Source organism: Blautia sp. MCC270 (genome assembly GCF_018785605.1).
Taxonomy (GTDB): domain Bacteria; phylum Bacillota; class Clostridia; order Lachnospirales; family Lachnospiraceae; genus Blautia_A; species Blautia_A fusiformis.
Window position 1 is genome coordinate 81,887 of record NZ_WQQD01000003.1, and the last position, 19,904, is coordinate 101,790.

19 protein-coding genes are annotated in these 19,904 nt (G+C 46.5%); 17 read left to right on the forward strand and 2 right to left on the reverse strand.

Going from position 1 to position 19,904, the window contains the following annotated elements; translation table 11 throughout:
• Window positions 1–35: 35 nt before the first annotated feature.
• Entirely contained in the window at window positions 36–752 is a 717-nt protein-coding gene (locus tag GPK58_RS01070; protein ID WP_021651550.1) for a phosphatase, read from the reverse strand.
• A gap of 354 nt (window positions 753–1,106) precedes the next feature.
• Here GPK58_RS01070 and GPK58_RS01075 point away from each other — a divergent pair, with 354 nt between their 5' ends.
• The 16 genes from GPK58_RS01075 (at window position 1,107) to GPK58_RS01150 (ending at window position 16,362) form a co-directional block, all read left to right on the forward strand.
• Window positions 1,107–3,632 carry a glycyl radical protein gene (locus GPK58_RS01075; protein WP_021977488.1) on the forward strand — a complete coding sequence of 842 codons (2,526 nt, stop codon included), beginning with the start codon at window positions 1,107–1,109 and terminating at the stop codon, window positions 3,630–3,632.
• Window positions 3,633–3,672: 40 nt separating this feature from the next.
• Window positions 3,673–4,464 (forward strand): glycyl-radical enzyme activating protein, encoded by a 792-nt coding sequence (locus GPK58_RS01080; protein WP_215638069.1) that lies wholly within the window; start codon window positions 3,673–3,675, stop codon window positions 4,462–4,464.
• A 186-nt stretch (window positions 4,465–4,650) separates the two neighbouring features.
• Entirely contained in the window at window positions 4,651–5,532 is an 882-nt protein-coding gene (locus GPK58_RS01085; protein ID WP_015525956.1) for a class II aldolase/adducin family protein, read from the forward strand.
• Between the two features lie 32 nt (window positions 5,533–5,564).
• Complete coding sequence (locus GPK58_RS01090; protein ID WP_118169838.1) at window positions 5,565–6,953, forward strand: aldehyde dehydrogenase family protein; 1,389 nt, start codon at window positions 5,565–5,567, stop codon at window positions 6,951–6,953.
• An 18-nt stretch (window positions 6,954–6,971) separates the two neighbouring features.
• Window positions 6,972–8,204, forward strand: a complete 1,233-nt coding sequence (locus GPK58_RS01095; RefSeq protein WP_059086814.1) for a zinc-binding dehydrogenase — start codon at window positions 6,972–6,974, stop codon at window positions 8,202–8,204.
• 24 nt (window positions 8,205–8,228) lie between these two features.
• Window positions 8,229–8,543, forward strand: coding sequence for a BMC domain-containing protein (locus tag GPK58_RS01100; RefSeq protein ID WP_015525953.1), 315 nt, complete (start codon window positions 8,229–8,231; stop codon window positions 8,541–8,543).
• An 85-nt stretch (window positions 8,544–8,628) separates the two neighbouring features.
• Window positions 8,629–8,904 carry a propanediol utilization microcompartment protein PduA gene (gene pduA / locus GPK58_RS01105; protein WP_015525952.1) on the forward strand — a complete coding sequence of 92 codons (276 nt, stop codon included), beginning with the start codon at window positions 8,629–8,631 and terminating at the stop codon, window positions 8,902–8,904.
• 43 nt (window positions 8,905–8,947) lie between these two features.
• Entirely contained in the window at window positions 8,948–9,289 is a 342-nt protein-coding gene (locus GPK58_RS01110) for a BMC domain-containing protein (protein WP_021977483.1), read from the forward strand.
• A 72-nt stretch (window positions 9,290–9,361) separates the two neighbouring features.
• On the forward strand, window positions 9,362–9,640 hold the full coding sequence (locus GPK58_RS01115) for a BMC domain-containing protein (protein WP_005427721.1): 279 nt from the start codon (window positions 9,362–9,364) through the stop codon (window positions 9,638–9,640).
• Between the two features lie 138 nt (window positions 9,641–9,778).
• A complete protein-coding gene (locus GPK58_RS01120; protein ID WP_370816971.1) occupies window positions 9,779–10,390 on the forward strand; it encodes a phosphate propanoyltransferase in 612 nt (203 codons plus the stop codon).
• A gap of 69 nt (window positions 10,391–10,459) precedes the next feature.
• Entirely contained in the window at window positions 10,460–10,726 is a 267-nt protein-coding gene (locus tag GPK58_RS01125) for a EutN/CcmL family microcompartment protein (RefSeq protein ID WP_015525950.1), read from the forward strand.
• 4 nt (window positions 10,727–10,730) lie between these two features.
• Window positions 10,731–12,059, forward strand: a complete 1,329-nt coding sequence (locus GPK58_RS01130; RefSeq protein WP_021977480.1) for a 4Fe-4S dicluster domain-containing protein — start codon at window positions 10,731–10,733, stop codon at window positions 12,057–12,059.
• A gap of 16 nt (window positions 12,060–12,075) precedes the next feature.
• Complete coding sequence (locus GPK58_RS01135) at window positions 12,076–12,624, forward strand: BMC domain-containing protein (RefSeq protein ID WP_015525948.1); 549 nt, start codon at window positions 12,076–12,078, stop codon at window positions 12,622–12,624.
• Between the two features lie 72 nt (window positions 12,625–12,696).
• On the forward strand, window positions 12,697–13,461 hold the full coding sequence (locus GPK58_RS01140; RefSeq protein ID WP_173723393.1) for a DeoR/GlpR family DNA-binding transcription regulator: 765 nt from the start codon (window positions 12,697–12,699) through the stop codon (window positions 13,459–13,461).
• Between the two features lie 136 nt (window positions 13,462–13,597).
• On the forward strand, window positions 13,598–14,749 hold the full coding sequence (locus tag GPK58_RS01145; RefSeq protein WP_118752780.1) for a 1-propanol dehydrogenase PduQ: 1,152 nt from the start codon (window positions 13,598–13,600) through the stop codon (window positions 14,747–14,749).
• Window positions 14,750–15,144: 395 nt separating this feature from the next.
• Window positions 15,145–16,362 carry a cob(I)yrinic acid a,c-diamide adenosyltransferase gene (locus GPK58_RS01150; RefSeq protein ID WP_215638070.1) on the forward strand — a complete coding sequence of 406 codons (1,218 nt, stop codon included), beginning with the start codon at window positions 15,145–15,147 and terminating at the stop codon, window positions 16,360–16,362.
• A 110-nt stretch (window positions 16,363–16,472) separates the two neighbouring features.
• Here the strand turns inward: GPK58_RS01150 and GPK58_RS01155 are convergent, their stop codons facing one another.
• Entirely contained in the window at window positions 16,473–17,783 is a 1,311-nt protein-coding gene (locus GPK58_RS01155) for a hypothetical protein (RefSeq protein ID WP_215638071.1), read from the reverse strand.
• A 288-nt stretch (window positions 17,784–18,071) separates the two neighbouring features.
• Here GPK58_RS01155 and recQ point away from each other — a divergent pair, with 288 nt between their 5' ends.
• Window positions 18,072–19,901, forward strand: coding sequence for a DNA helicase RecQ (gene recQ / locus GPK58_RS01160; protein ID WP_215638072.1), 1,830 nt, complete (start codon window positions 18,072–18,074; stop codon window positions 19,899–19,901).
• Window positions 19,902–19,904 lie beyond the last annotated feature (3 nt).

Here is a 19,904-nt window from a genome sequence, read left to right on the forward strand (position 1 = left end):
CAATATCTGTTATCTGTCGGAAAAGATACAGAAGATCATTCTCTGGTTTGGAGAAAAACCTTGAGTCTGGGAATCTGGTTGTTGAGGATCAGCTGTTCCGGAAACATGGCCTGATGAACAAACTCAGCAGCACAGGTAAAATCTCCGATATGCTCCGGGCCATGGCTGTCACTGGAAAGAAGCAGCGGCAGATCATATTTGCGGCAGCATCGAAGGATCTCGAAACAGTTTTCTCTTGTGTCGCCACGATAGCCATAAGGTGCAAGAGAAGCTTCGTTGATCTCAAAGATCGTGCCGGTTTCCCTGGCAGCCCTTGCAAGCGCATCATAATTAACCGGGTAATGAGTGTTATCACTATGTCCGAGGATCTTTACACAGGGGTTTTTCATTACATTGATAAAAGCTTCTGTGTTTTCGGCTCTGGTACCGCAGCGGTAATTCCAGGCATGCATGCTGGCAATGGCGTAATCAAGTTTACATAATAATTCCTGATCTAAATCTACCGTTCCGCTGCGGTCAAGGATATTCAGTTCAATTCCGTAGAGTAATTCTACACCGAAATGTTTTTTGGGAGAATAGGTAAGGCTGCGGAAATAGGAGGAAGTTCCGGCTGCCAGAGTGCCGGGACCGTGATCAGTGATCCCGAGAAGCCGGAGACCTTTCTCGGCAGCTGCGCGTGCCATGTTTGTGATGGTACATTCCGTGCCGTGACCACTGGCGATGGAGTGGGTATGCATATCAGAAAGATACATAAAAATACACCTCTTTTACTGTTTGAGAACATGTGACAGAGCGGAATACGAATGTCCGCTTTGCATAAATTTTTTCTGAAAAACAAAGGAATTCCTATATAAATCTAAGTATGGCAGAGCAGAAAAACAAAGTCAATAGAGAAAAACATAAAAATACAAAAAACAAATAAAATCAACAGGGAACAACCGATAAAAACCACAAAAACAGCTAGAAACACATGTTGGATTTCGTTGACATCGAAGTAGGGGTAAGGTATAATAAAACTACATGAGCACATAGCCGGACAGGAGCGGTTCTGGAAGCGTGGAGGCAGACAGATCACCAGAAACAACCGGTTATGAGAAAGGAGAATCATGGAGAAATTTCATATAGCAGATATCCCGAAAACAGACAGGATCACACATCTTGTGGATAATCTTTATGCCAAGATGCCGGTGATCGAATCTGCCAGAGCGAAACTGGTCACAGAGTCCTACAAGGAAACTGAAGACGAGCCGATCATCACACGCAGAGCGAAGGCTTTTGCCCATATCCTGCATAACATTCCGATCATCATCCGTGATGAGGAACTGATCGTCGGAAGCAGCACCCTGGCACCAAGAGGATGTCAGACATTCCCGGAGTATTCTTTCCAGTGGCTGGAGGATGAACTGGATACGGTGGCTACCAGAACTGCTGATCCATTTTATATTTCGGAGGAGACCAAGGCGGATCTTCGGGAGGTACATAAATACTGGAAGGGTAAGACTACCAGCGAGCTTGCGACTTCCTATATGGCTCCGGAAGCGATCCTTGCCATTGACCACAACATTTTTACACCGGGAAATTATTTCTACAATGGTGTAGGACATGTAACGGTTAAATATGAGGAAGTTCTGGCAATTGGTTATGAGGGTATCATTGCCAAAGCACAGAAAGAACTGGATGAAAGTAATGTGGGAGATGGTGATTATGCGAAGAAGTCACGTTTCCTGGAAGCAGTGATCTTAAGCTGCCAGGCTGTTATTGATTATGCGCATCGTTATGCAGAGCTTGCAGAGCAGATGGCATATCAGTGTCAGGATCCGACCAGAAAACAGGAGCTTCTCCAGATTGCGTCCAACTGTACACGTGTGCCGGAGAAAGGTGCCCGTAATTTCTATGAAGCCTGCCAGTCTTTCTGGTTCGTACAGCAGCTGATCCAGATGGAGAGCAGCGGACATTCCATTTCACCGGGACGTTTTGACCAGTACATGTATCCGTATTACAAGAGTGATATGGAGGCAGGTAATCTTACCAGAGAGTTTGCTCAGGAACTGATGGACTGTATCTGGGTAAAATTAAACGATCTGAACAAATGCCGTGATGCTGCATCAGCAGAAGGTTTTGCAGGCTACAGCCTTTTCCAGAACCTGATCGCAGGCGGCCAGAATAAAGACGGTGAGGATGTGACCAACGATCTTTCCTTTATGTGTATTCAGGCATCCATGCATGTGCATCTTCCGGCACCGTCTCTTTCTGTAAGAGTATGGAACGGATCTCCACATGAATTCCTGATCAAAGCTGCAGAGCTTACAAGAACAGGAATCGGACTTCCGGCTTATTATAATGATGAGGTTATCATTCCGGCGCTGCAGAACAGAGGACTTTCTCTTGCAGATGCCAGGGAATATAACATCATTGGATGCGTAGAACCGCAGAAAGCCGGTAAGACAGACGGCTGGCATGATGCGGCATTCTTCAATATGTGCCGCCCGCTGGAGATGGTTTTCTCCAATGGTATGGATAAAGGAGTCCAGATCGGTGTCAGGACAGGCGATGTCACAGAGATGAAGACCTTTGATGAGTTTTATGACGCATATAAGAAACAGATGGAATATTTTATTTCCCTGCTTGTAAATGCAGACAATGCCATTGACGTGGCACATGCTGAGAGGTGTCCGCTTCCATTCCTTTCCTGTATGGTGGATGACTGCATGAAACGTGGTAAATCCGTTCAGGAGGGAGGCGCTGTTTATAACTTTACCGGCCCTCAGGGATTTGGTATTGCAAACATGGCAGATTCTCTGTATGCGATCCGTAAACTTGTTTATGAAGAAAAGAAAGTTACCATGGAAGAGATGAAGGAAGCTCTGGCATGGAACTATGGCAAGGGTATTGATGCACAGTCTGCAGCAGATATTACTACAATTGTAATGCAGAAGCTTCAGGAAAATGGCATCGGTGTAAATGAGCAGACAGCCAAGGCTGTTATGACAGCAGCGCTTGGAGCAGAACCATCTCCGGAGAAAAAGGCAAGATTTGAAGAAATCCACAAACTGATCGATGAAGTTCCGAAATACGGAAACGATATTCCGGATGTGGATTATTTTGCAAGAGATGTTGCCTATACTTACACAAAACCACTTCAGAAATACAAAAACCCGAGAGGCGGACATTATCAGGCCGGACTTTATCCGGTATCCGCAAATGTTCCCCTTGGCGGACAGACCGGTGCTACACCGGATGGCCGTTATGCACATACACCAGTTGCAGATGGTGTTTCTCCGTCAGCAGGCAAGGATGTGAAGGGCCCGACAGCAGCAGCAACTTCCGTATCCCGTCTGGATCACTTTATCGTATCTAACGGAACACTGTTCAATCAGAAATTCCATCCGTCTGCACTTGCAGGAAGAGAGGGCCTGGAGAAATTTGTAGCACTGATCCGTGGATACTTTGATCAGAAGGGTATGCACATGCAGTTCAATGTTGTCGACAGAGAGACACTTCTGGATGCTCAGAAACATCCGGAAAAATACAAACATCTGGTTGTACGTGTTGCCGGATACAGTGCACTGTTCACTACGCTTTCCAGATCTCTGCAGGATGATATCATCCGAAGAACAGAGCAGGGATTTTAACCGGGGATGCGCAGCAGACGCAAGGAATTAAGAGGTAATTATGGACTATTTGGATACAAAGGGCAGGATCTTTGATATTCAGAAATATTCAGTACACGATGGTCCGGGTATCCGTACCATCGTGTTCCTGAAAGGATGTGTTCTTCGCTGCCGCTGGTGCTGCAATCCGGAATCACAGGAGTACCGGATCCAGAACATGAAAGTTCTGGGTGAGGACAAGGTGATCGGCCGTGATGTGACAGTTCGCGAGATGATCGAGGAAGTGGAGAAAGACCGCGCATATTATTATCGCTCCGGAGGAGGAATTACCCTTTCCGGTGGTGAATGTATGTGTCAGGCGGATTTTTCCAGAGATCTTCTCCGCGCGGCAAAAGAACGTGGTATTAATACCGCAATAGAGAGCATGGCATGTGCTCCCTGGGAAAAGATCGAACAGGTTCTTCCTTACCTGGATGTATATCTGATGGATATCAAGCATATGGATCAGGAAAAACATAAAGAATTCACAGGACGGGCCAACGGACTGATGCTGGAGAATGCAAGAAGGGTTGCGCTCTACGGAAAAACCAGATTGGTGATCCGCGTTCCGGTGATCCCCACATTTAATGATTCTGTGGAAGAGATCCAGGCGATCGCAAGATTTGCAGCATCCCTTCCGGGCGTAAACAAGATCCATCTTCTTCCGTACCACAGACTGGGGCAGGATAAATATGAAGGACTTGGCAGACCCTATTTAATGGAAGGAATCCTTCCGCCTACAGCAGAACATATGCAGATGTTAAAGAATGCAGTGCATGCGGTATGCAGCCTGGACTGCCAGATCGGCGGCTGAGAGATACAGGATTACAGAAAAAAGATCCTTTACAAACAGAAAATATAAAAAACAATAAAAACAACACAAAATACAACAAGAAACCAACATAAAACAACGGATTGTCCTTGACTTATTTTGTGGTATGGGGTAAAATGTTCTCAGAAACAAAATAGTGCAATCCAATGCTCAAGGAGGAAATTAAGCATGGTAAACGAGTTTGAAATCAAAAAACAGCTTTGTGACATCGGTAAGAGAATCTACAACCGTAACATGGTTGCAGCTAACGACGGAAACTTTTCTGTTAAGATAGCTGAGAATGAATATCTTTGCACACCAACTGGTGTATCCAAAGGATTCATGACACCAGAGTTCATCTGTAAAGTAGATGGCAAGGGTAATGTGATCCAGGCTAACCCGGGATTCAAACCATCATCTGAGATCAAGATGCATATGAGAGTATATGAGAAGAGACCGGACGTAGGATCTGTTGTACATGCTCATCCAATCTATGCTACATCTTTCGCAATCGCAGGTATCCCGCTTACACAGCCGATCATGCCTGAGGCAGTTATCGCTCTTGGATGTGTTCCGATCGCTGAGTACGGCACACCTTCCACAATGGAGATTCCGGACAACCTTGAGAAATACCTTCCATACTTCGATGCAGTACTTCTTGAGAACCATGGAGCACTTACATGGAGCACAGACCTTAACGCTGCATATATGAAGATGGAGTCTGTAGAGTTCTATGCACAGCTTCTGTATCAGACCAAGCTCCTTGGCGGACCGAAGGAATTCGACAAAGAGAACATCGAGAAGCTCTATGCGATCCGTCGTAAATTCGGTATGCCTGGAAAACATCCGGCAAGCCTCTGCCTGAACAAAGACGGCAAGAACTGCCACAACTGCGGCGGTGCATGCCACAGCGAGGACTACAAACAGTTCCCAGGATATCAGTATGATTTCGTTGGAAAAGACTGTGATTGTGATAAAGATGCAGCTCCTGCAGCAGATACAGCAAAGAATGACGCAGAGCTTGTTGCTCAGATCACAAAACAGGTTATGGCTCAGCTTGGCCTGAAATAATTTTTTGACGGAATATTAAGGAGGACAATCTCATGCCAATAAGTGAGAATATGGTACAGGAAATTGTACAGGAAGTTATGGCAAAGATGCAGATTGCAGATGCTCCGGCCGGAAAACATGGCGTTTTCAAGGATATGAATGATGCTATCGAGGCAGCCAAAAAGGCTCAGCAGGTAGTTAAGACAATGTCTATGGACCAGAGAGAGAAGATCATCACCTGCATCCGCAAGAAGATCAAAGAGAATGCGGAAGTACTGGCACGTATGGGTGTTGAGGAAACTGGTATGGGTAATGTAGGAGATAAGATCCTCAAACATCACCTGGTAGCAGATAAGACTCCTGGTACCGAAGACATCACAACAACTGCATGGTCCGGAGACAGAGGACTGACTCTGATCGAGATGGGACCGTTTGGCGTGATCGGTGCGATCACACCTTGTACAAACCCAAGTGAAACAGTTCTCTGCAACACAATGGGTATGCTGGCAGGAGGAAATACAGTAGTATTCAATCCGCATCCGGCAGCAGTGAAAACTTCTATTTATGCAATCAATCTTCTGAACGAGGCTTCCCTGGAATCAGGCGGCCCGGACAATATTGCTGTCACAGTTGAGAAACCAACTCTTGAGACCAGCAATATTATGATGAAACATAAAGATATCCATCTGATCGCAGCAACAGGCGGCCCTGGTGTTGTAACAGCAGTTCTTTCCTCCGGTAAGAGAGGCATCGGTGCAGGAGCAGGTAACCCGCCGGCACTGGTTGATGATACTGCTGATATCCGCAAGGCTGCACAGGATATCGTAAACGGATGTACCTTCGATAACAACCTTCCATGTATCGCAGAGAAGGAAGTTGTTGCAGTATCTTCCGTAGTTGATGAGTTAATGCACTACATGCTTACAGAGAATGACTGCTACCTTGCATCCAAGGAAGAGCAGGACAAACTTGTTGAGACTGTACTTGCAGGCGGCAAGCTGAACCGTAAATGTGTAGGACGTGATGCGAAGACCCTTCTTTCCATGATCGGAGTTCAGGCACCGGCCAATACCCGCTGCATCATCTTCGAGGGACCGAAGGAACATCCGCTTATCACAACAGAGCTTATGATGCCAATCCTCGGAATCGTAAGAGCAAAGGATTTCGACGATGCTGTAGAGCAGGCTGTATGGCTTGAGCATGGCAACCGTCATTCCGCACATATTCATTCCAAGAATATCGATAACATTACAAAATATGCGAAAGCAATCGATACCGCGATCCTTGTAAAGAACGGCCCGTCTTATTCCGCACTTGGATTCGGAGGAGAAGGTTTCTGTACATTTACCATCGCAAGCCGTACAGGTGAGGGACTTACAAGCGCAAGCACATTCACAAAGAGAAGACGCTGCGTAATGACAGACAGCCTTTGCATTCGTTGATCAGGAGGAACATAAATCATGGATATGAACAATGTAAATATCGAAGAAATCGTTAAACAGGTTCTCTCCGGCATGACAGGAAACGCTCCGGCAGCAGCTGCTGCACCAAGCGCTCCGGCTGCTCCGGCAGGAAACACAATTCCGAAAAAAGCAAGAGTAGCAATGATGACAGAGAAGAAACATTTTGAGCTTCAGGAGTATGATCTTCCGGAAGTTGGCGACGACGACATCCTTGTTAAAGTTGAGGGATGCGGTGTCTGTGGAACAGATGCTCATGAGTACAAAAATGACCCGTTCGGTCTTATCCCGGTAGTTCTCGGACATGAGGGAACCGGTGAGATCGTAAAAATGGGTAAAAACGTTAAAGTTGATACAGCTGGTAAACCGGTTAAAGTCGGCGACAAGATCGTTACATGTATGATCTTCAAAGATGATCCGGAAATCACAATGTTCGACCTTAACAAGAAGAACGTAGGCGGCGCTGATGTATACGGACTTCTTCCAGATGACGATGTAAAATTCAACGGATGGTTCGCTGATTACATCTTCATCAGAGGCGGAAAATTCGGTTCCACATTCTTCAATGTAAGCGACCTGGATCTTGATTCCCGTATCCTCATCGAGCCATGTGCAGTACTTGTACATGCAGTAGAGAGAGCAAAAACAACAGGAATCCTGAAATTCAACAGCAGAGTTGTTGTTCAGGGCTGCGGACCGATCGGTCTGATCTGCATCGCTGTTCTCCATACAATGGGCGTTCACAATATCTGTGCAGTAGACGGAAATGAGAAACGTCTTGAGTTTGCCAAGAGAATGGGCGCAAACACAACTGTAAACTTTATGAATTTCAAAGGCATTGAGGCACTTACTGAGGCTGTTAAAGAGGCTCAGGGCGGACATCTTGCAGATTTCGCTTTCCAGTGTACTGGAAATCCTCATGCACATTCCAACATTTATAAATTCATCCGCAACGGCGGCGGTCTTTGCGAGCTTGGTTTCTTCATCAACGGTGGAGACGCAACTATTAACCCGCACTTCGACCTCTGCTCCAAAGAGATCAACCTTGTTGGTTCCTGGGTATACAACCTGAGAGACTATGCAACAACATTTGATTTCCTTAAGAGAGCAAAAGCAATCGGACTTCCGATGTCTGAGCTGATCACACACAAGTTCCCGCTTGAGGAGATCAACGAGGCACTTGAGACAAACCTGGCAATGACAGGTCTTAAGATCGCGATTGTTAACAAATAACCTTAACGGGAAAGGAGAAGCAACATGGCAGAAGCTGTAGGAATTCTGGAGGTCTTCGGACTTGCGACAGCCTTTGTGGCAGCTGACGCCGGGTGCAAGGCTGCAAATGTCCACCTGGAGGTATTCGATAAGAATAAACCGGCGAATGCGGACAGCCTGCCAGTACCGCTTCTTGTCTGCATCAAGTACCGCGGAAGCGTGTCAGATGTCACGGCAGCGGTAGAAGCCGGCATGAAAGTCGCAGAGAGCATGACAGGTGTGGTACAGCATTACATAATCCCCAACCCGGAACCAGGTACACAGAAAATGCTGAAGATCAGCGCCCTGGATAAAGATTAAGCGGATTCCGAAGTTTACTTTACAAAAGTGGCGGAATCATATATGATAAAATTGTAACGAAGATAAGATTCAGGAGGATAGAATCATGGCACAGGAAGCATTAGGAATGGTTGAGACAAGAGGCCTCACAGCTGCAATCGAGGCAGCAGATGCAATGACAAAAGCAGCTGAGGTTGCGCTTGTAGGAACAGAGAAGATCGGTTCCGGTCTTGTAACTGTTATGGTTCGTGGAGACGTAGGCGCTGTAAAAGCAGCAGTAGAGAGCGGAAGCGCAGCAGCATCCAGACTTGGAGAGCTCGTAGCTACACACGTGATCCCGAGACCTCATACAGATGTAGAAAAAATTCTTCCGAAGCTCTAATTCAGGCTTTGAGAGGAACAGAAATTAATTAAGGAGTTCGCTCATGGGAAAATCATATGGATTTATAGAAATCACAGGTGTGGTTGCGGCGATCAATGCCCTGGACATCATGTGCAAAACGGCAGACGTTGAGCTGGCGTCATGGGAGCGTAAGCTGGGCGGACGACTGGTGACCCTGATCGTACAAGGCGATGTATCAGCAGTTACAGCAGCTGTCAATGCGGCAGTAGAGCAGGCAATCAAGAAACCTGCCAGTTATGCGGTAATTGCCAATCCTCACGAGGAAATCGTCAAACTGGTTGAGCTGAGTGCAAGCCGGTGGAAAAAGAAACAGCAAGAGAATCCGGAAACAGCACTGGAAAGCAAAAACAGCAGCGAAAAATAAACTGCTGCACCAAAAAAGTCAGAAGTAAACAGAACAAATAAAGCATTAGCAATCCATAAGGAGGATATAATCATGACACAGGAAGCATTAGGAATGGTTGAGACAAGAGGACTTACAGCAGCTATCGAGGCAGCTGACCAGATGTGCAAGGCAGCTAACGTTGCACTTGTAGGAACAGAGAAGATCGGTTCCGGTCTTGTAACTGTTATGGTTCGTGGAGATGTAGGAGCAGTTAAATCTGCAGTAGAGAGCGGAAGCGCAGCAGCATCCAGACTTGGAGAGCTTGTAGCTACACACGTAATCCCGAGACCTCATACAGATGTTGAGAAAATCCTTCCGGTTCTTAAATAATTTCAACTGATTCTTACTGATACGCACCGGCCGAAGGGCCATTAAGGCTTCTGGCCGGTGCTTTTCAGTTTTCAGTTATGAGACCGAAAGAAAGCAGGTGTACTCTTGGAAACGAATAATATTGAAATGATCACAAAAATGGTGATCGATGCGATCAACAAAAACGAAGACAAGGGCAATGGTTTTGTTGTACCTATCGGAGTTTCCGCAAGACATATTCACCTGACACAGGAGCATGTGGAGGCACTGTTCGGAGAAGGCTATCAGCTTACCAAGAAAAAAGATCTGATGGGCGGACAGTTTGCATCCAATGAAACAGTTACCATCGTAGGACTGAAGCTCCGTGCGATCGAGAATGTAAGAATCCTCGGACCTGTCCGCAGCAAATCTCAGGTTGAGGTTTCCGCAACAGATGCGATCAAGCTGGGAATGAAGGTTCCGGTACGTATGTCCGGTGACCTTGCCGGAAGCGCGCCGATCGCCATTGTCGGACCGAAAGGTGCTATTTATCTGAAAGAGGGATGTATTGTGGCCATGCGTCACATTCATATGGCTCCGAAGGATGCCCAGGCTGCGGGTGTACATGATGGTGATATTGTTTCTGTTAAAGCGGACAATGAGCGCGGAACAATCTTTAATCAGGTTAAGATCCGTGTAGATGACAGCTTTACACTGGAAATGCATATTGATACAGATGAAGCAAATGCAGCAAGAATTGCCACAGGCAATACAGTTACCATAATCAAATAATATTCCTCCTTTGGGGATGCCACTTTCTGGCATCCCTAACAGAGGATATGGAGAAAAACGGAGGCTCATATGATCGTAGGCAAAGTAGTTGGAAGCATTGTTTCCACACGAAAAAGTGAAAAACTGATAGGAAATAAATTCATGATTGTAGAGCCGGTGCATCATATGAAAGCCGAGCACAGCCAGATTGTTGCCATCGATATCATCGGTGCGGGAATCGGCGAGTATGTATTGGTGGCACAAGGAAGCGCAGCAAGAATAGGCTGCGGCGTAGAAACAGCACCGGTAGATGCCGCAATCGTCGGAATCGTAGATGACGGTGCAGGATTGGAGTAACGCCATGGATATCAAAGAATTACAGAAAATTATGCAGGAGAATGGTGTTGTCGGAGCAGGTGGTGCAGGTTTCCCTACATACATGAAACTGACAGACAAAGCGGATACCATTCTTATGAACTGTGCAGAGTGCGAACCATTACTGAAACTTCACAGACAGTTGTTGGAAAAGCACGCATATGAGATCATGAAAACATTCGATATGGTTGCGGAGACGGTAGGAGCTTCCCAGGCCATCATCGGAATCAAAAAATCTTATGTACAGACAATCAATGCCTTAAATCAGCATATCGAAGAATTCCCAAGGGTTAAGATCCATCTTCTGGATGAGGTTTATCCGATGGGTGATGAGGTTGTTCTTATTTATGAGGCAACCGGACGCGTGGTACGGCCAGGAGGACTGCCTATTGAGCAGGGAGTAGCCGTATTTAATGTAGAGACACTTTACAATGTATATCGCGCGGTAGAAGAACACAAACCGGTCACAAGCAAATATGTTTCCGTTGTTGCAGAGGTTGAGAACCCTGTTACAGTGAAAGTTCCGTTAGGATGTACACTGGAAGAGGTTGTTGCCCAGGCAGGCGGAACAACTGTGAAAGATCCAGTATATTTCGTAGGCGGCCCGATGATGGGACGTATCGGAAATGGTTCTGATCCGGTTACCAAAACAACGAACGCAATCCTGGTTCTTCCAAAGGACCATGTTATTGTCATGAAGAAGCAGCGGACTTCTTCCATAGATTTAAAGAGAGCAGCATCCATCTGCTGCCACTGCCACACATGTACAGATCTTTGCCCGAGACATAATCTGGGACATCCGATCGATCCGGCAATGTTCATGATGGCAGCATCAAACCAGGATTTCAGAAATGTAAATCCTTATATCAATTCTGCATTCTGCAGCTCCTGTGGTGTCTGCGAGATGTATGCGTGTCCGCAGAGCCTGGCTCCGAGAACACTGCTTGCAGATATGAAAGGCGGACTTCGTAAAGCCGGAATCAGACCACCTCAGGGTGTTCAGCCGAAACCGGTACAGGAGTCAAGAGAATACCGCAAGGTTCCTGAGGAGCGCCTGATGGCACGTCTGGGACTTACCAGATATGACAAGGATGCACCGCTTCAGGAAGAGCTTGTAAATGTATCCAAGGTAAAAGTTCTCTTAAGCCAGCATATTGGTGCACCGGCACAGGCAATCGTAAATGTAGGCGATATGGTAACAGAAGGTCAGATGATCGCACAGCCTGCACAGGGATTAAGTGTCGGAATCCATGCAACCATCAGCGGAAAAGTTACAGAAGTAACAGACCGCCATGTTGTAATTGCAAGAAATTAGAAAGGACGTGCACAAAATGAGTAGAGCAATCGGAATGATTGAGTTTAAAACCACACCAGCTGGTATCACTGCAGCAGATGCCATGGTTAAGACATCTGAAGTAGAGATCGTGGAGGCGCAGACAGTATGTCCGGGAAAATATATTGCAATTATCACCGGAGATTTAAGCGCAGTGAAAGCTGCTGTAGACACAGCAGTAACAACATACGAGGATAAATGCATTGACAGTTTTGTACTGGGCAATCCGCATGAGTCCATTTTCCCGGCAATCTACGGAACCACACAGGTTGAGGAGATCAGTGCCCTGGGAATCCTGGAGACCTATGATGCGGCATCCATCATCGAAGCAGCAGATCAGGCTGCAAAGACAGCAATCGTTGATCTGATCGAGCTTCGTATCGCAAAAGGTATGTGCGGTAAATCCTACATGCTTCTTACAGGTGAGGTTTCTGCAGTAGAGGCTTCCATTGAGAGAGCAAAAGAGCTGGTAGCTGAAAAAGGAATGTATATGGATTCCTCAGTGATCGCTCATCCGGACAAGAGAATGATCGATACGATCCTTTAATATTGTCTTTATATCTGAGGGATATCCTTTTGAAGGATATCCCTGCAATGACATCTGAAAAGGAGGCATCTTATGCTAGCGTTAGAGAGAAGAAATCTGATTCTCGAGAAATTACAGGAAGAGAAAAGGGTTGTTGTAAGTGAACTAAGCCAGCTTTACAATGTCTCAGAAGAAACTATCCGCCGTGATCTGGACAAGCTGGAAAAAGAGGGACTTGCCACAAAGAGTTATGGCGGTGCGGTGATCAACGAAGATGTCGGTATTGATTTACCATTTAATGTTCGTAAAAACCAGAATGTACAGGGAAAGCAGAAAATGGCGGAGATTGCTGCTTCCATGGTGAATGACGGAGATCACATTTTTCTGGATGCCAGCACAACGGCAGTTTTTGTGGCCAAGGCGCTGAAAGAAAAAGAACGTCTCACCGTTGTTACCAATTCTATGGAGATCCTTCTGGAGCTCTCGGATGTATCCGGCTGGAATATTATTTCCACCGGTGGAGTGATGAAGGAAGGGTATCTTGCATTTCTTGGTGCCAGAACCGAGGAAGTGATCCGTTCTTATTATGTGGACAAGGTGATCTTTTCCTGTAAGGCATTAAACGAGGATATGGGGATCATGGAATCCAAAGAAGCCTTTGGAACAACCAAAAAAGCCATGATCAATTCCGGAAAAATGCGTATTCTGGTGGTAGACAGCACGAAATTTGATCAGACTGCTTTTTCCGTGGCAGGACAGCTGCGGGATATCGAGACGGTCATCACAGACAAAAAACCGTCTGAAAAGTGGCTGAAGCATTTCAGCGCGCATAAGATCGAATGCATCTACCCGAAATAGGTTGGACATATATCGGAAAACGATTGTGTTCATGAGCATGCAGTGTATGCGGAATGCGGAGATCCGCTTTACTTTATCCGGCCACAGGCAGACAAAAGAGACCTGTGTTCCGGTATGACGAGAGGGAGCAGTTTCTATGAATACATTTGAAATGAAAACAGCCATCCATTTTGGAGCTGATGCCCTGGGAAGACTGAAAGAAATTCCATACAAAAGAGTCCTTGTTATCACAGACCCGTTTGTTGTAAAAAGCGGAATGATCGATATGATCACAAAACCGCTTCAGGCAGGTGGAAAAGAATTTGATATTTTCTGTGATGTTGTTCCGGATGCACCGGTTGGAAAAATTGCCGAAGGAGTTAAGAAATTCCTTCAGTATCAGCCGGAAGCTATTGTTGCAGTAGGTGGTGGTTCTGCCATCGACTCCTCCAAGGCAATCCGTGAGTTTGCCCTGAAGATCAACAATTACGGAAAAGTCGGACTGGTTGCCATTCCTACAACAAGTGGTACCGGTTCCGAGGTTACTTCTTTTGCAGTTGTAAATGATACAGAAGCACATGTGAAGTATCCGCTGATCTCAGACAGCCTGACCGCTGATGAGGCAATTCTGGATGCGGAGCTTGTACGTAGTGTTCCGCCTGCGATTACAGCAGATACAGGTATGGATGTTCTGACTCATGCAATTGAGTCTTATGTCAGCATCAACCATAATGAGTTTACATCTGCACTTGCAGAGAAAGCAATCGAGATCTGTGGCGTATATCTTTATCGTGCATATGTTGACGGTAATGATATGCATGCAAGACAGAAGATGCATGTAGCGTCCTGTCTGGCAGGACTTTCCTTCAATGCAGCAGGTCTTGGAATTACTCACAGTATGGCGCATCAGCTGGGTGCTATTTTCCATATTCCTCACGGAAGAGCTAATGCGATGCTGTTGCCGCATATTGTTGAATATAATGCAAATATCAACAAACGCAGCAGAAGCCAGAAAGAATATCTTCCGGCAGTAAAGAGATATTCCAATATTGCACATCTTCTTGGACTGAGCAATTATAACGAAGTTATGAGCGTAAGATCTCTTGTAAACTGGATTCAGTTTATGCAGAAAGAGATGAATATCCCGCTTACCATCGAAGAGATGAAGACGATCACACCGGATGCTTATTTTGCGGCGGTTGATAAGATGGCGGATATGGCACTTGCGGATGCCTGCACAGCGGCAAATCCGCGTGTACCGAAGAAAGAGGATATTATTAAGATTTATACTAAACTTTGGTCTTTTTAAAAAGACAGTAAAACCGCAAAGGGGCCGCAAAGCCGCGGCCCCTCTGCACACCCCTCGGGCTTTTTTTAGAGTGCTTGACTGTGGCGGGCGGAAGGGTATTGACTTGTGCCTGTATGCTGCGGTTGTTCCGGGTTGAACGTTGTGCCGATGGGGCGCCGTGGGCGCCTTGAATGTGTGACGTTTTGGCGGAGGCTGGCGCGTTTGTGAACGCCGCGCCTGGTTTGCTGGGATGGTTGTGGTGTGTGTTACGTTTGCGTGGAATACGTGGGCGCGTTTGTGGACGCCGCGCCTGGTTTGCCGGGATGATTGTGGTATGCGTAGCATTTCGAGGATTGTAAAATTGGTCTGATATGGGTGGGATTATTTATCAGGAGTTGCTGGGAGGTTGAGCTGGGATGGAGGTTTATACCGGGTATGGTGATAAGGGGATGACGGATCTTTCCCATACGAAGAATGTTTCAAAGTCGGATGATCGGATTTGTCTGATGGGGTCAGTTGAGGAGCTGATGAGTCATATTGGGCTTGTGCGGGTTCTGGTTGATGATGTGGATGTTGTCCGGATGTTGGAGAAGATCTCGGAGACTTTGAAGAAGATCGTAGATGGGGTTTCTGATCCTTATAATCGGGAGTTTAAGGTCAGTGAAGACCGGACGGAGCTTCTGGAGGAGGAGATTGGCCGGATGAAAGAGATTTTTTCCGGAGAGAGGCTTCCGATTCTTCCGGGGGATTCCCGAGTTGCGGCTGAGATCGATGTGACAAGAGCTGTGGCACGGAGGGCTGAGAGAGAGCTTGCGCTGGTCAGCGTGAAGTTTGGATCGGATACCGGAGCCAAGAAATATATGAATCGATTGTCGGATTATTTTTATGTGTTGGCAAGGTATGTGGATGCAGCGAAGATCGAAGAGAAGAAGACAGATATTTCTGAAAGTGTTCAGGAATCTGTGAAAGCAGAAACTGCTGGGATTGTAGCTAATGTTGGGGCAGAGGCTGTTGGAAGTAGTGCGGATGTTGCAGCGGGTACATCAGCGGTGGATGTAAGAGCACAGGATTCGCAGATGGTGCAGAAAAGGGATGTACAGGCTTTTGATGTGCAGAATGGGACTGTGACGACTGCAGTGGGAGGAAATACGGCAATGGCACAGAATGACAGTATGGCAGCAAATACGGCGATGATCCAGGAAGTGCTGAAGCGTATGGGTATCCAGGGGCGTATCACATTAGATTCTGCCAAGAGGCTTATTGAGAAGATCGAGCAGGAAGCTTTGAGAAGAAACAAGCCTTCTGTAATTGCGATATGCAGCCCGGATGGAAATCCGGTTGCGGTTCATGTGATGGATGGATCTTTTCTTGTAAGCTTTGAGGTGGCTTTGAAGAAGGCTTATACATCGGTTGCAGTGAAGATGTCCACCATGGAGCTTTCCAGACTGACACAACCGGGCCAGACATTTTATGGTCTTGGAAAAATGAGTGACAATATTGTGATATTCGGAGGCGGTGTACCCCTGAAGGTTGGAGACACCATCATCGGCGGTCTCGGTATCAGCGGCGGTACCGGCGAAGAGGATAACAGCCTTGCAGAGTATGGACTGCAGGTACTGAATGAGGTACTGTAGGATACAGGATAAAAACAAAACGTATAGACAGCTCAGAGAGAATAAATAAAAGGGACGTGTTGCAGTGATGATTTTTAAATCAATACTGCGGCACGTCCCTTTTGAATTATTTACTTCCAGCTAATCTTCAGACATTTAACGGAAATATCACTTTTTTCCGGTGCCTGGACCATGTTCTGGATGAAATAGGTCTTTGTCATGGTTTTTCCGGGCTTTAGGTTCAGTGTCAGGTTCTTGGTCCAGTACATCTGGTCATAGATACCGGAACCGGTGGTGATCTTTACTTTTGCGGTAGTGATGGTTTTCGCAGAAGTATTGGTGAATTTTAAGGTATAATAGGTCTTCATGTCATTGGGGCCATACTTGATACGGGCAACACTGATCTTCAGATTTTTGACGGTAGGTTTGGCGGCCGGTGCGGATACGGTAATAGTGATCTTACGATTGACACCGTTTAAATTCGCGGTAACTGTGGCTGACCCTTTTTGCTTTGGGACAAGATAATTTCCGGAAATGGCAAGTACGGAAGGCTTGCTGGATTTTGCATTTTTGATGGTCAGACTGGTACCGCCCTTCAGATTGATAAGGGAACGCATGCTGACCTTGGAACCAACCTTGAGTGTAGTTTTGGAAGCGCGGAAGGTTGCTACAGTTTTTGAAGGCGAGGTTACTTTTCCGGTCAGCTTACAGGCTGTGGCCTTTGGGTAGGATAAAGTGATCTTTGCGGATCCGGCTTTGAGAGCCTTCAGGGTAACTGTGAAACGGCTGCATTTTTTGGAGTTCTGAGTGATGCTCTGTACCTTGAGAACAGAGCTGTTGGAAGAAGTAACCTTGAATTTTGATTTGCTGATGGTTTTTACGTAAGGATCAGAAATCTCAATTCCGATGGAAGTGGTTTTTCCGGTTCGGATGCTCTGGTTCAGATAATTGTTGTTGGTGATAAAAATTTCCGGTACTGCCTGTTTGATGGTAACCTCATAGTCACAGTCTACCGGTACCGGACATTCTTTATTGCCGAAATCGAACTCCAGGTAGCCATCCTCTATGTTGTCATCGTAGGTGAAAAAGGTTTCCTTGTATGCCAGCGGTGTATAATTTGAAGTGTTCAGCTTAACCACATTGATCCCATCGATGGAAAATGTGGTGCTTTTTGGGATGACTCCCTTGGGTGAATAAAAGCTTACACGGACTGTCACGGCATAGATCCGTTTTTGGCAGTTTGCATTTTTGATGTTGATCGGGAAATTAATGTCTGAAGACTCATCTTCGATCACACCGTCGGTATCACGGATAGTGGAAGTGGTTCCTTTGGTCACGACCCGGACTCTGGCGTGGGCATCCTGGGGAAGCAGGAGCACAATAACGGAAAAAAGAAACAGGAAAAAAATTGCTTCGATGGTTTTTATTTTTCTTTTACACATAACGAACCCTCCTTTTTTTATGAGCATACCGGCTGTTACTGAACAGAGGCCCGGGTACTCCATGAATTCATGGTCCTCTGCTGCGGAACAGTATAAACAGACTCTTTCTCTTATATCATTATAACAGGAAACCAGGGAGGAAGTGCTTTGTGATTTTTTTGTATCAATTGGCAATTTATCTGTAAATATGTTAAAATAAAATATTCGGAAAACAGCAGCGATTCGACAATGAAAAAGAGAAGCGTTACAGTTCCGGTGGGAACGTAACAGAAAGGATCATGTCGATTTATGACGAAACAGGAACTTTTAAAGACCCACTTCGGGTATGATACATTCAGAGAAGGGCAGGAAGCGGTGATCGATGCGCTTCTTGCAGGAAAAGATGTTCTGGCAGTGATGCCAACCGGCGCAGGAAAATCCATCTGCTATCAGGTACCGGCACTGATGATGAAGGGGATCACACTGGTAATATCACCGTTGATCTCCCTTATGAAGGATCAGGTGAGAAGCCTGAACCAGGTCGGTATCTCAGCAGCATACCTCAACAGCTCTCTGACGCAGGGGCAGTATTTCACAGCCTTGCGCTATGCAAAGGCAGGACGATATCCGATCATCTATGTAGCACCGGAGAGGCTTACCACAGAGGCGTTTCTGGATTTTGCGCTGAGCGCGGATATTTCCATGATCGCAGTGGATGAGTCACACTGTGTATCACAGTGGGGACAGGATTTTCGGCCAAGCTATCTGAAGATCGCAGAGTTTGTGGCACAGCTTCCAAAAAGACCGGTGATCGGTGCATTTACAGCTACAGCCACGAAGGAGGTCAGGGAGGATATTGCAAGACTTCTGGGGCTTCAGGATCCCTTTTGCACAACCACAGGATTTGACCGGGAAAACCTTTATTTTGCAGTGAAAACACCGAAAGATAAATATAAGGAAGTACACGATTACATACTGGAGCATCCGGACGACAGTGGAATCATCTACTGTCTTACCAGAAAGCTGGTGGAGGAGGTCTGCGGAAAGCTGATCCGTGACGGCATCACGGCCACCAGATATCATGCAGGACTTTCCGATGAGGAACGCCGGAACAATCAGGATGATTTTATTTATGACCGCTGTCGTGTGATGGTAGCCACCAATGCATTTGGAATGGGAATCGACAAGTCCGATGTGCGTTATGTCATTCATTATAATATGCCGAAGAACATGGAAGGCTATTATCAGGAAGCAGGACGTGCGGGCCGTGACGGCGATCCTGCGGAATGTATCCTGCTTTACAGCGGGAAGGATGTGGTTACCAATCAGTATCTTATCGAGAGAGGACAGGATAACCAGGAAATGGAAGCGGCAGCCTGGCGCCTTGTCCGGGAGCGTGATCAGGAGAGGCTGAAGCAGATGACCTTTTACTGCTTTACCCATGATTGTCTGCGTGAGTACATCCTGAAATATTTTGGGGAATACGGAAAAAGCTACTGCGGAAACTGCCTGAACTGCCAGACCGAGTTTGAAGAGCAGGATGTGAGCCAGGAGGCCAGGGCAATGATCCGGTGCGTGGAAAGCAGTGGTCAGAGATACGGAGTGAACGTGATCCTGGATACTCTGCGCGGCGCATCTACGGCGAAGATCCGGCAGTATGAGATGGATGGAAATCCGGAATATGGAGTCTGTGCAAAGATTCCGGCACACCGGCTACGGCAGATCTTTAATTATCTGGTACTGAAGGAATATCTTCATCTGACGGATGACGGATATACGATTGTGAAGCTGACCGCCGCTTCCAGGTCACTTCTGGAGGAGGAGCATATCCTCACAATGAAAATGTCAAAAGAGCTGGAGACGAAGAAAAAAGAGAAACGGAGCAGACTTCCGAAATCTGCAGTCGGGGAGCTGGGAGAACAGGATGAGCCCCTTTTTCAGAAGCTCCGTGCTCTTCGTCTGGAAATCGCCAGAGAGGAAAAAATCCCCCCTTATATGGTCTTTTCCGACAAAACCCTTATCCATATGTGCATTCTGAAGCCCGGAAACGAGGAGGAAATGCTGAATGTGACAGGAGTCGGCAGGCACAAGTACGAAAAATACGGAAAAAGGTTTATAGACGCGGTGAAAAATCTGTAGGAA

What these genes read in the sequence shown, in the direction of transcription:
- GPK58_RS01120 (WP_370816971.1), top strand. Translation starts at nt 9,779, where the DNA reads ATGGTGATCGATGCGATCAACAAAAACGAAGACAAGGGCAATGGTTTT.
- GPK58_RS01110 (WP_021977483.1), top strand. Translation starts at nt 8,948, where the DNA reads ATGGGAAAATCATATGGATTTATAGAAATCACAGGTGTGGTTGCGGCG.
- GPK58_RS01090 (WP_118169838.1), top strand. Translation starts at nt 5,565, where the DNA reads ATGCCAATAAGTGAGAATATGGTACAGGAAATTGTACAGGAAGTTATG.
- GPK58_RS01140 (WP_173723393.1), top strand. Translation starts at nt 12,697, where the DNA reads ATGCTAGCGTTAGAGAGAAGAAATCTGATTCTCGAGAAATTACAGGAA.
- recQ (WP_215638072.1), top strand. Translation starts at nt 18,072, where the DNA reads ATGACGAAACAGGAACTTTTAAAGACCCACTTCGGGTATGATACATTC.
- GPK58_RS01085 (WP_015525956.1), top strand. Translation starts at nt 4,651, where the DNA reads ATGGTAAACGAGTTTGAAATCAAAAAACAGCTTTGTGACATCGGTAAG.
- GPK58_RS01070 (WP_021651550.1), bottom strand. Translation starts at nt 752, where the DNA reads ATGTATCTTTCTGATATGCATACCCACTCCATCGCCAGTGGTCACGGC.
- GPK58_RS01155 (WP_215638071.1), bottom strand. Translation starts at nt 17,783, where the DNA reads ATGTGTAAAAGAAAAATAAAAACCATCGAAGCAATTTTTTTCCTGTTT.
- GPK58_RS01115 (WP_005427721.1), top strand. Translation starts at nt 9,362, where the DNA reads ATGACACAGGAAGCATTAGGAATGGTTGAGACAAGAGGACTTACAGCA.
- pduA (WP_015525952.1), top strand. Translation starts at nt 8,629, where the DNA reads ATGGCACAGGAAGCATTAGGAATGGTTGAGACAAGAGGCCTCACAGCT.
- GPK58_RS01125 (WP_015525950.1), top strand. Translation starts at nt 10,460, where the DNA reads ATGATCGTAGGCAAAGTAGTTGGAAGCATTGTTTCCACACGAAAAAGT.
- GPK58_RS01145 (WP_118752780.1), top strand. Translation starts at nt 13,598, where the DNA reads ATGAATACATTTGAAATGAAAACAGCCATCCATTTTGGAGCTGATGCC.
- GPK58_RS01095 (WP_059086814.1), top strand. Translation starts at nt 6,972, where the DNA reads ATGGATATGAACAATGTAAATATCGAAGAAATCGTTAAACAGGTTCTC.
- GPK58_RS01100 (WP_015525953.1), top strand. Translation starts at nt 8,229, where the DNA reads ATGGCAGAAGCTGTAGGAATTCTGGAGGTCTTCGGACTTGCGACAGCC.
- GPK58_RS01080 (WP_215638069.1), top strand. Translation starts at nt 3,673, where the DNA reads ATGGACTATTTGGATACAAAGGGCAGGATCTTTGATATTCAGAAATAT.
- GPK58_RS01135 (WP_015525948.1), top strand. Translation starts at nt 12,076, where the DNA reads ATGAGTAGAGCAATCGGAATGATTGAGTTTAAAACCACACCAGCTGGT.
- GPK58_RS01075 (WP_021977488.1), top strand. Translation starts at nt 1,107, where the DNA reads ATGGAGAAATTTCATATAGCAGATATCCCGAAAACAGACAGGATCACA.
- GPK58_RS01130 (WP_021977480.1), top strand. Translation starts at nt 10,731, where the DNA reads ATGGATATCAAAGAATTACAGAAAATTATGCAGGAGAATGGTGTTGTC.
- GPK58_RS01150 (WP_215638070.1), top strand. Translation starts at nt 15,145, where the DNA reads ATGGAGGTTTATACCGGGTATGGTGATAAGGGGATGACGGATCTTTCC.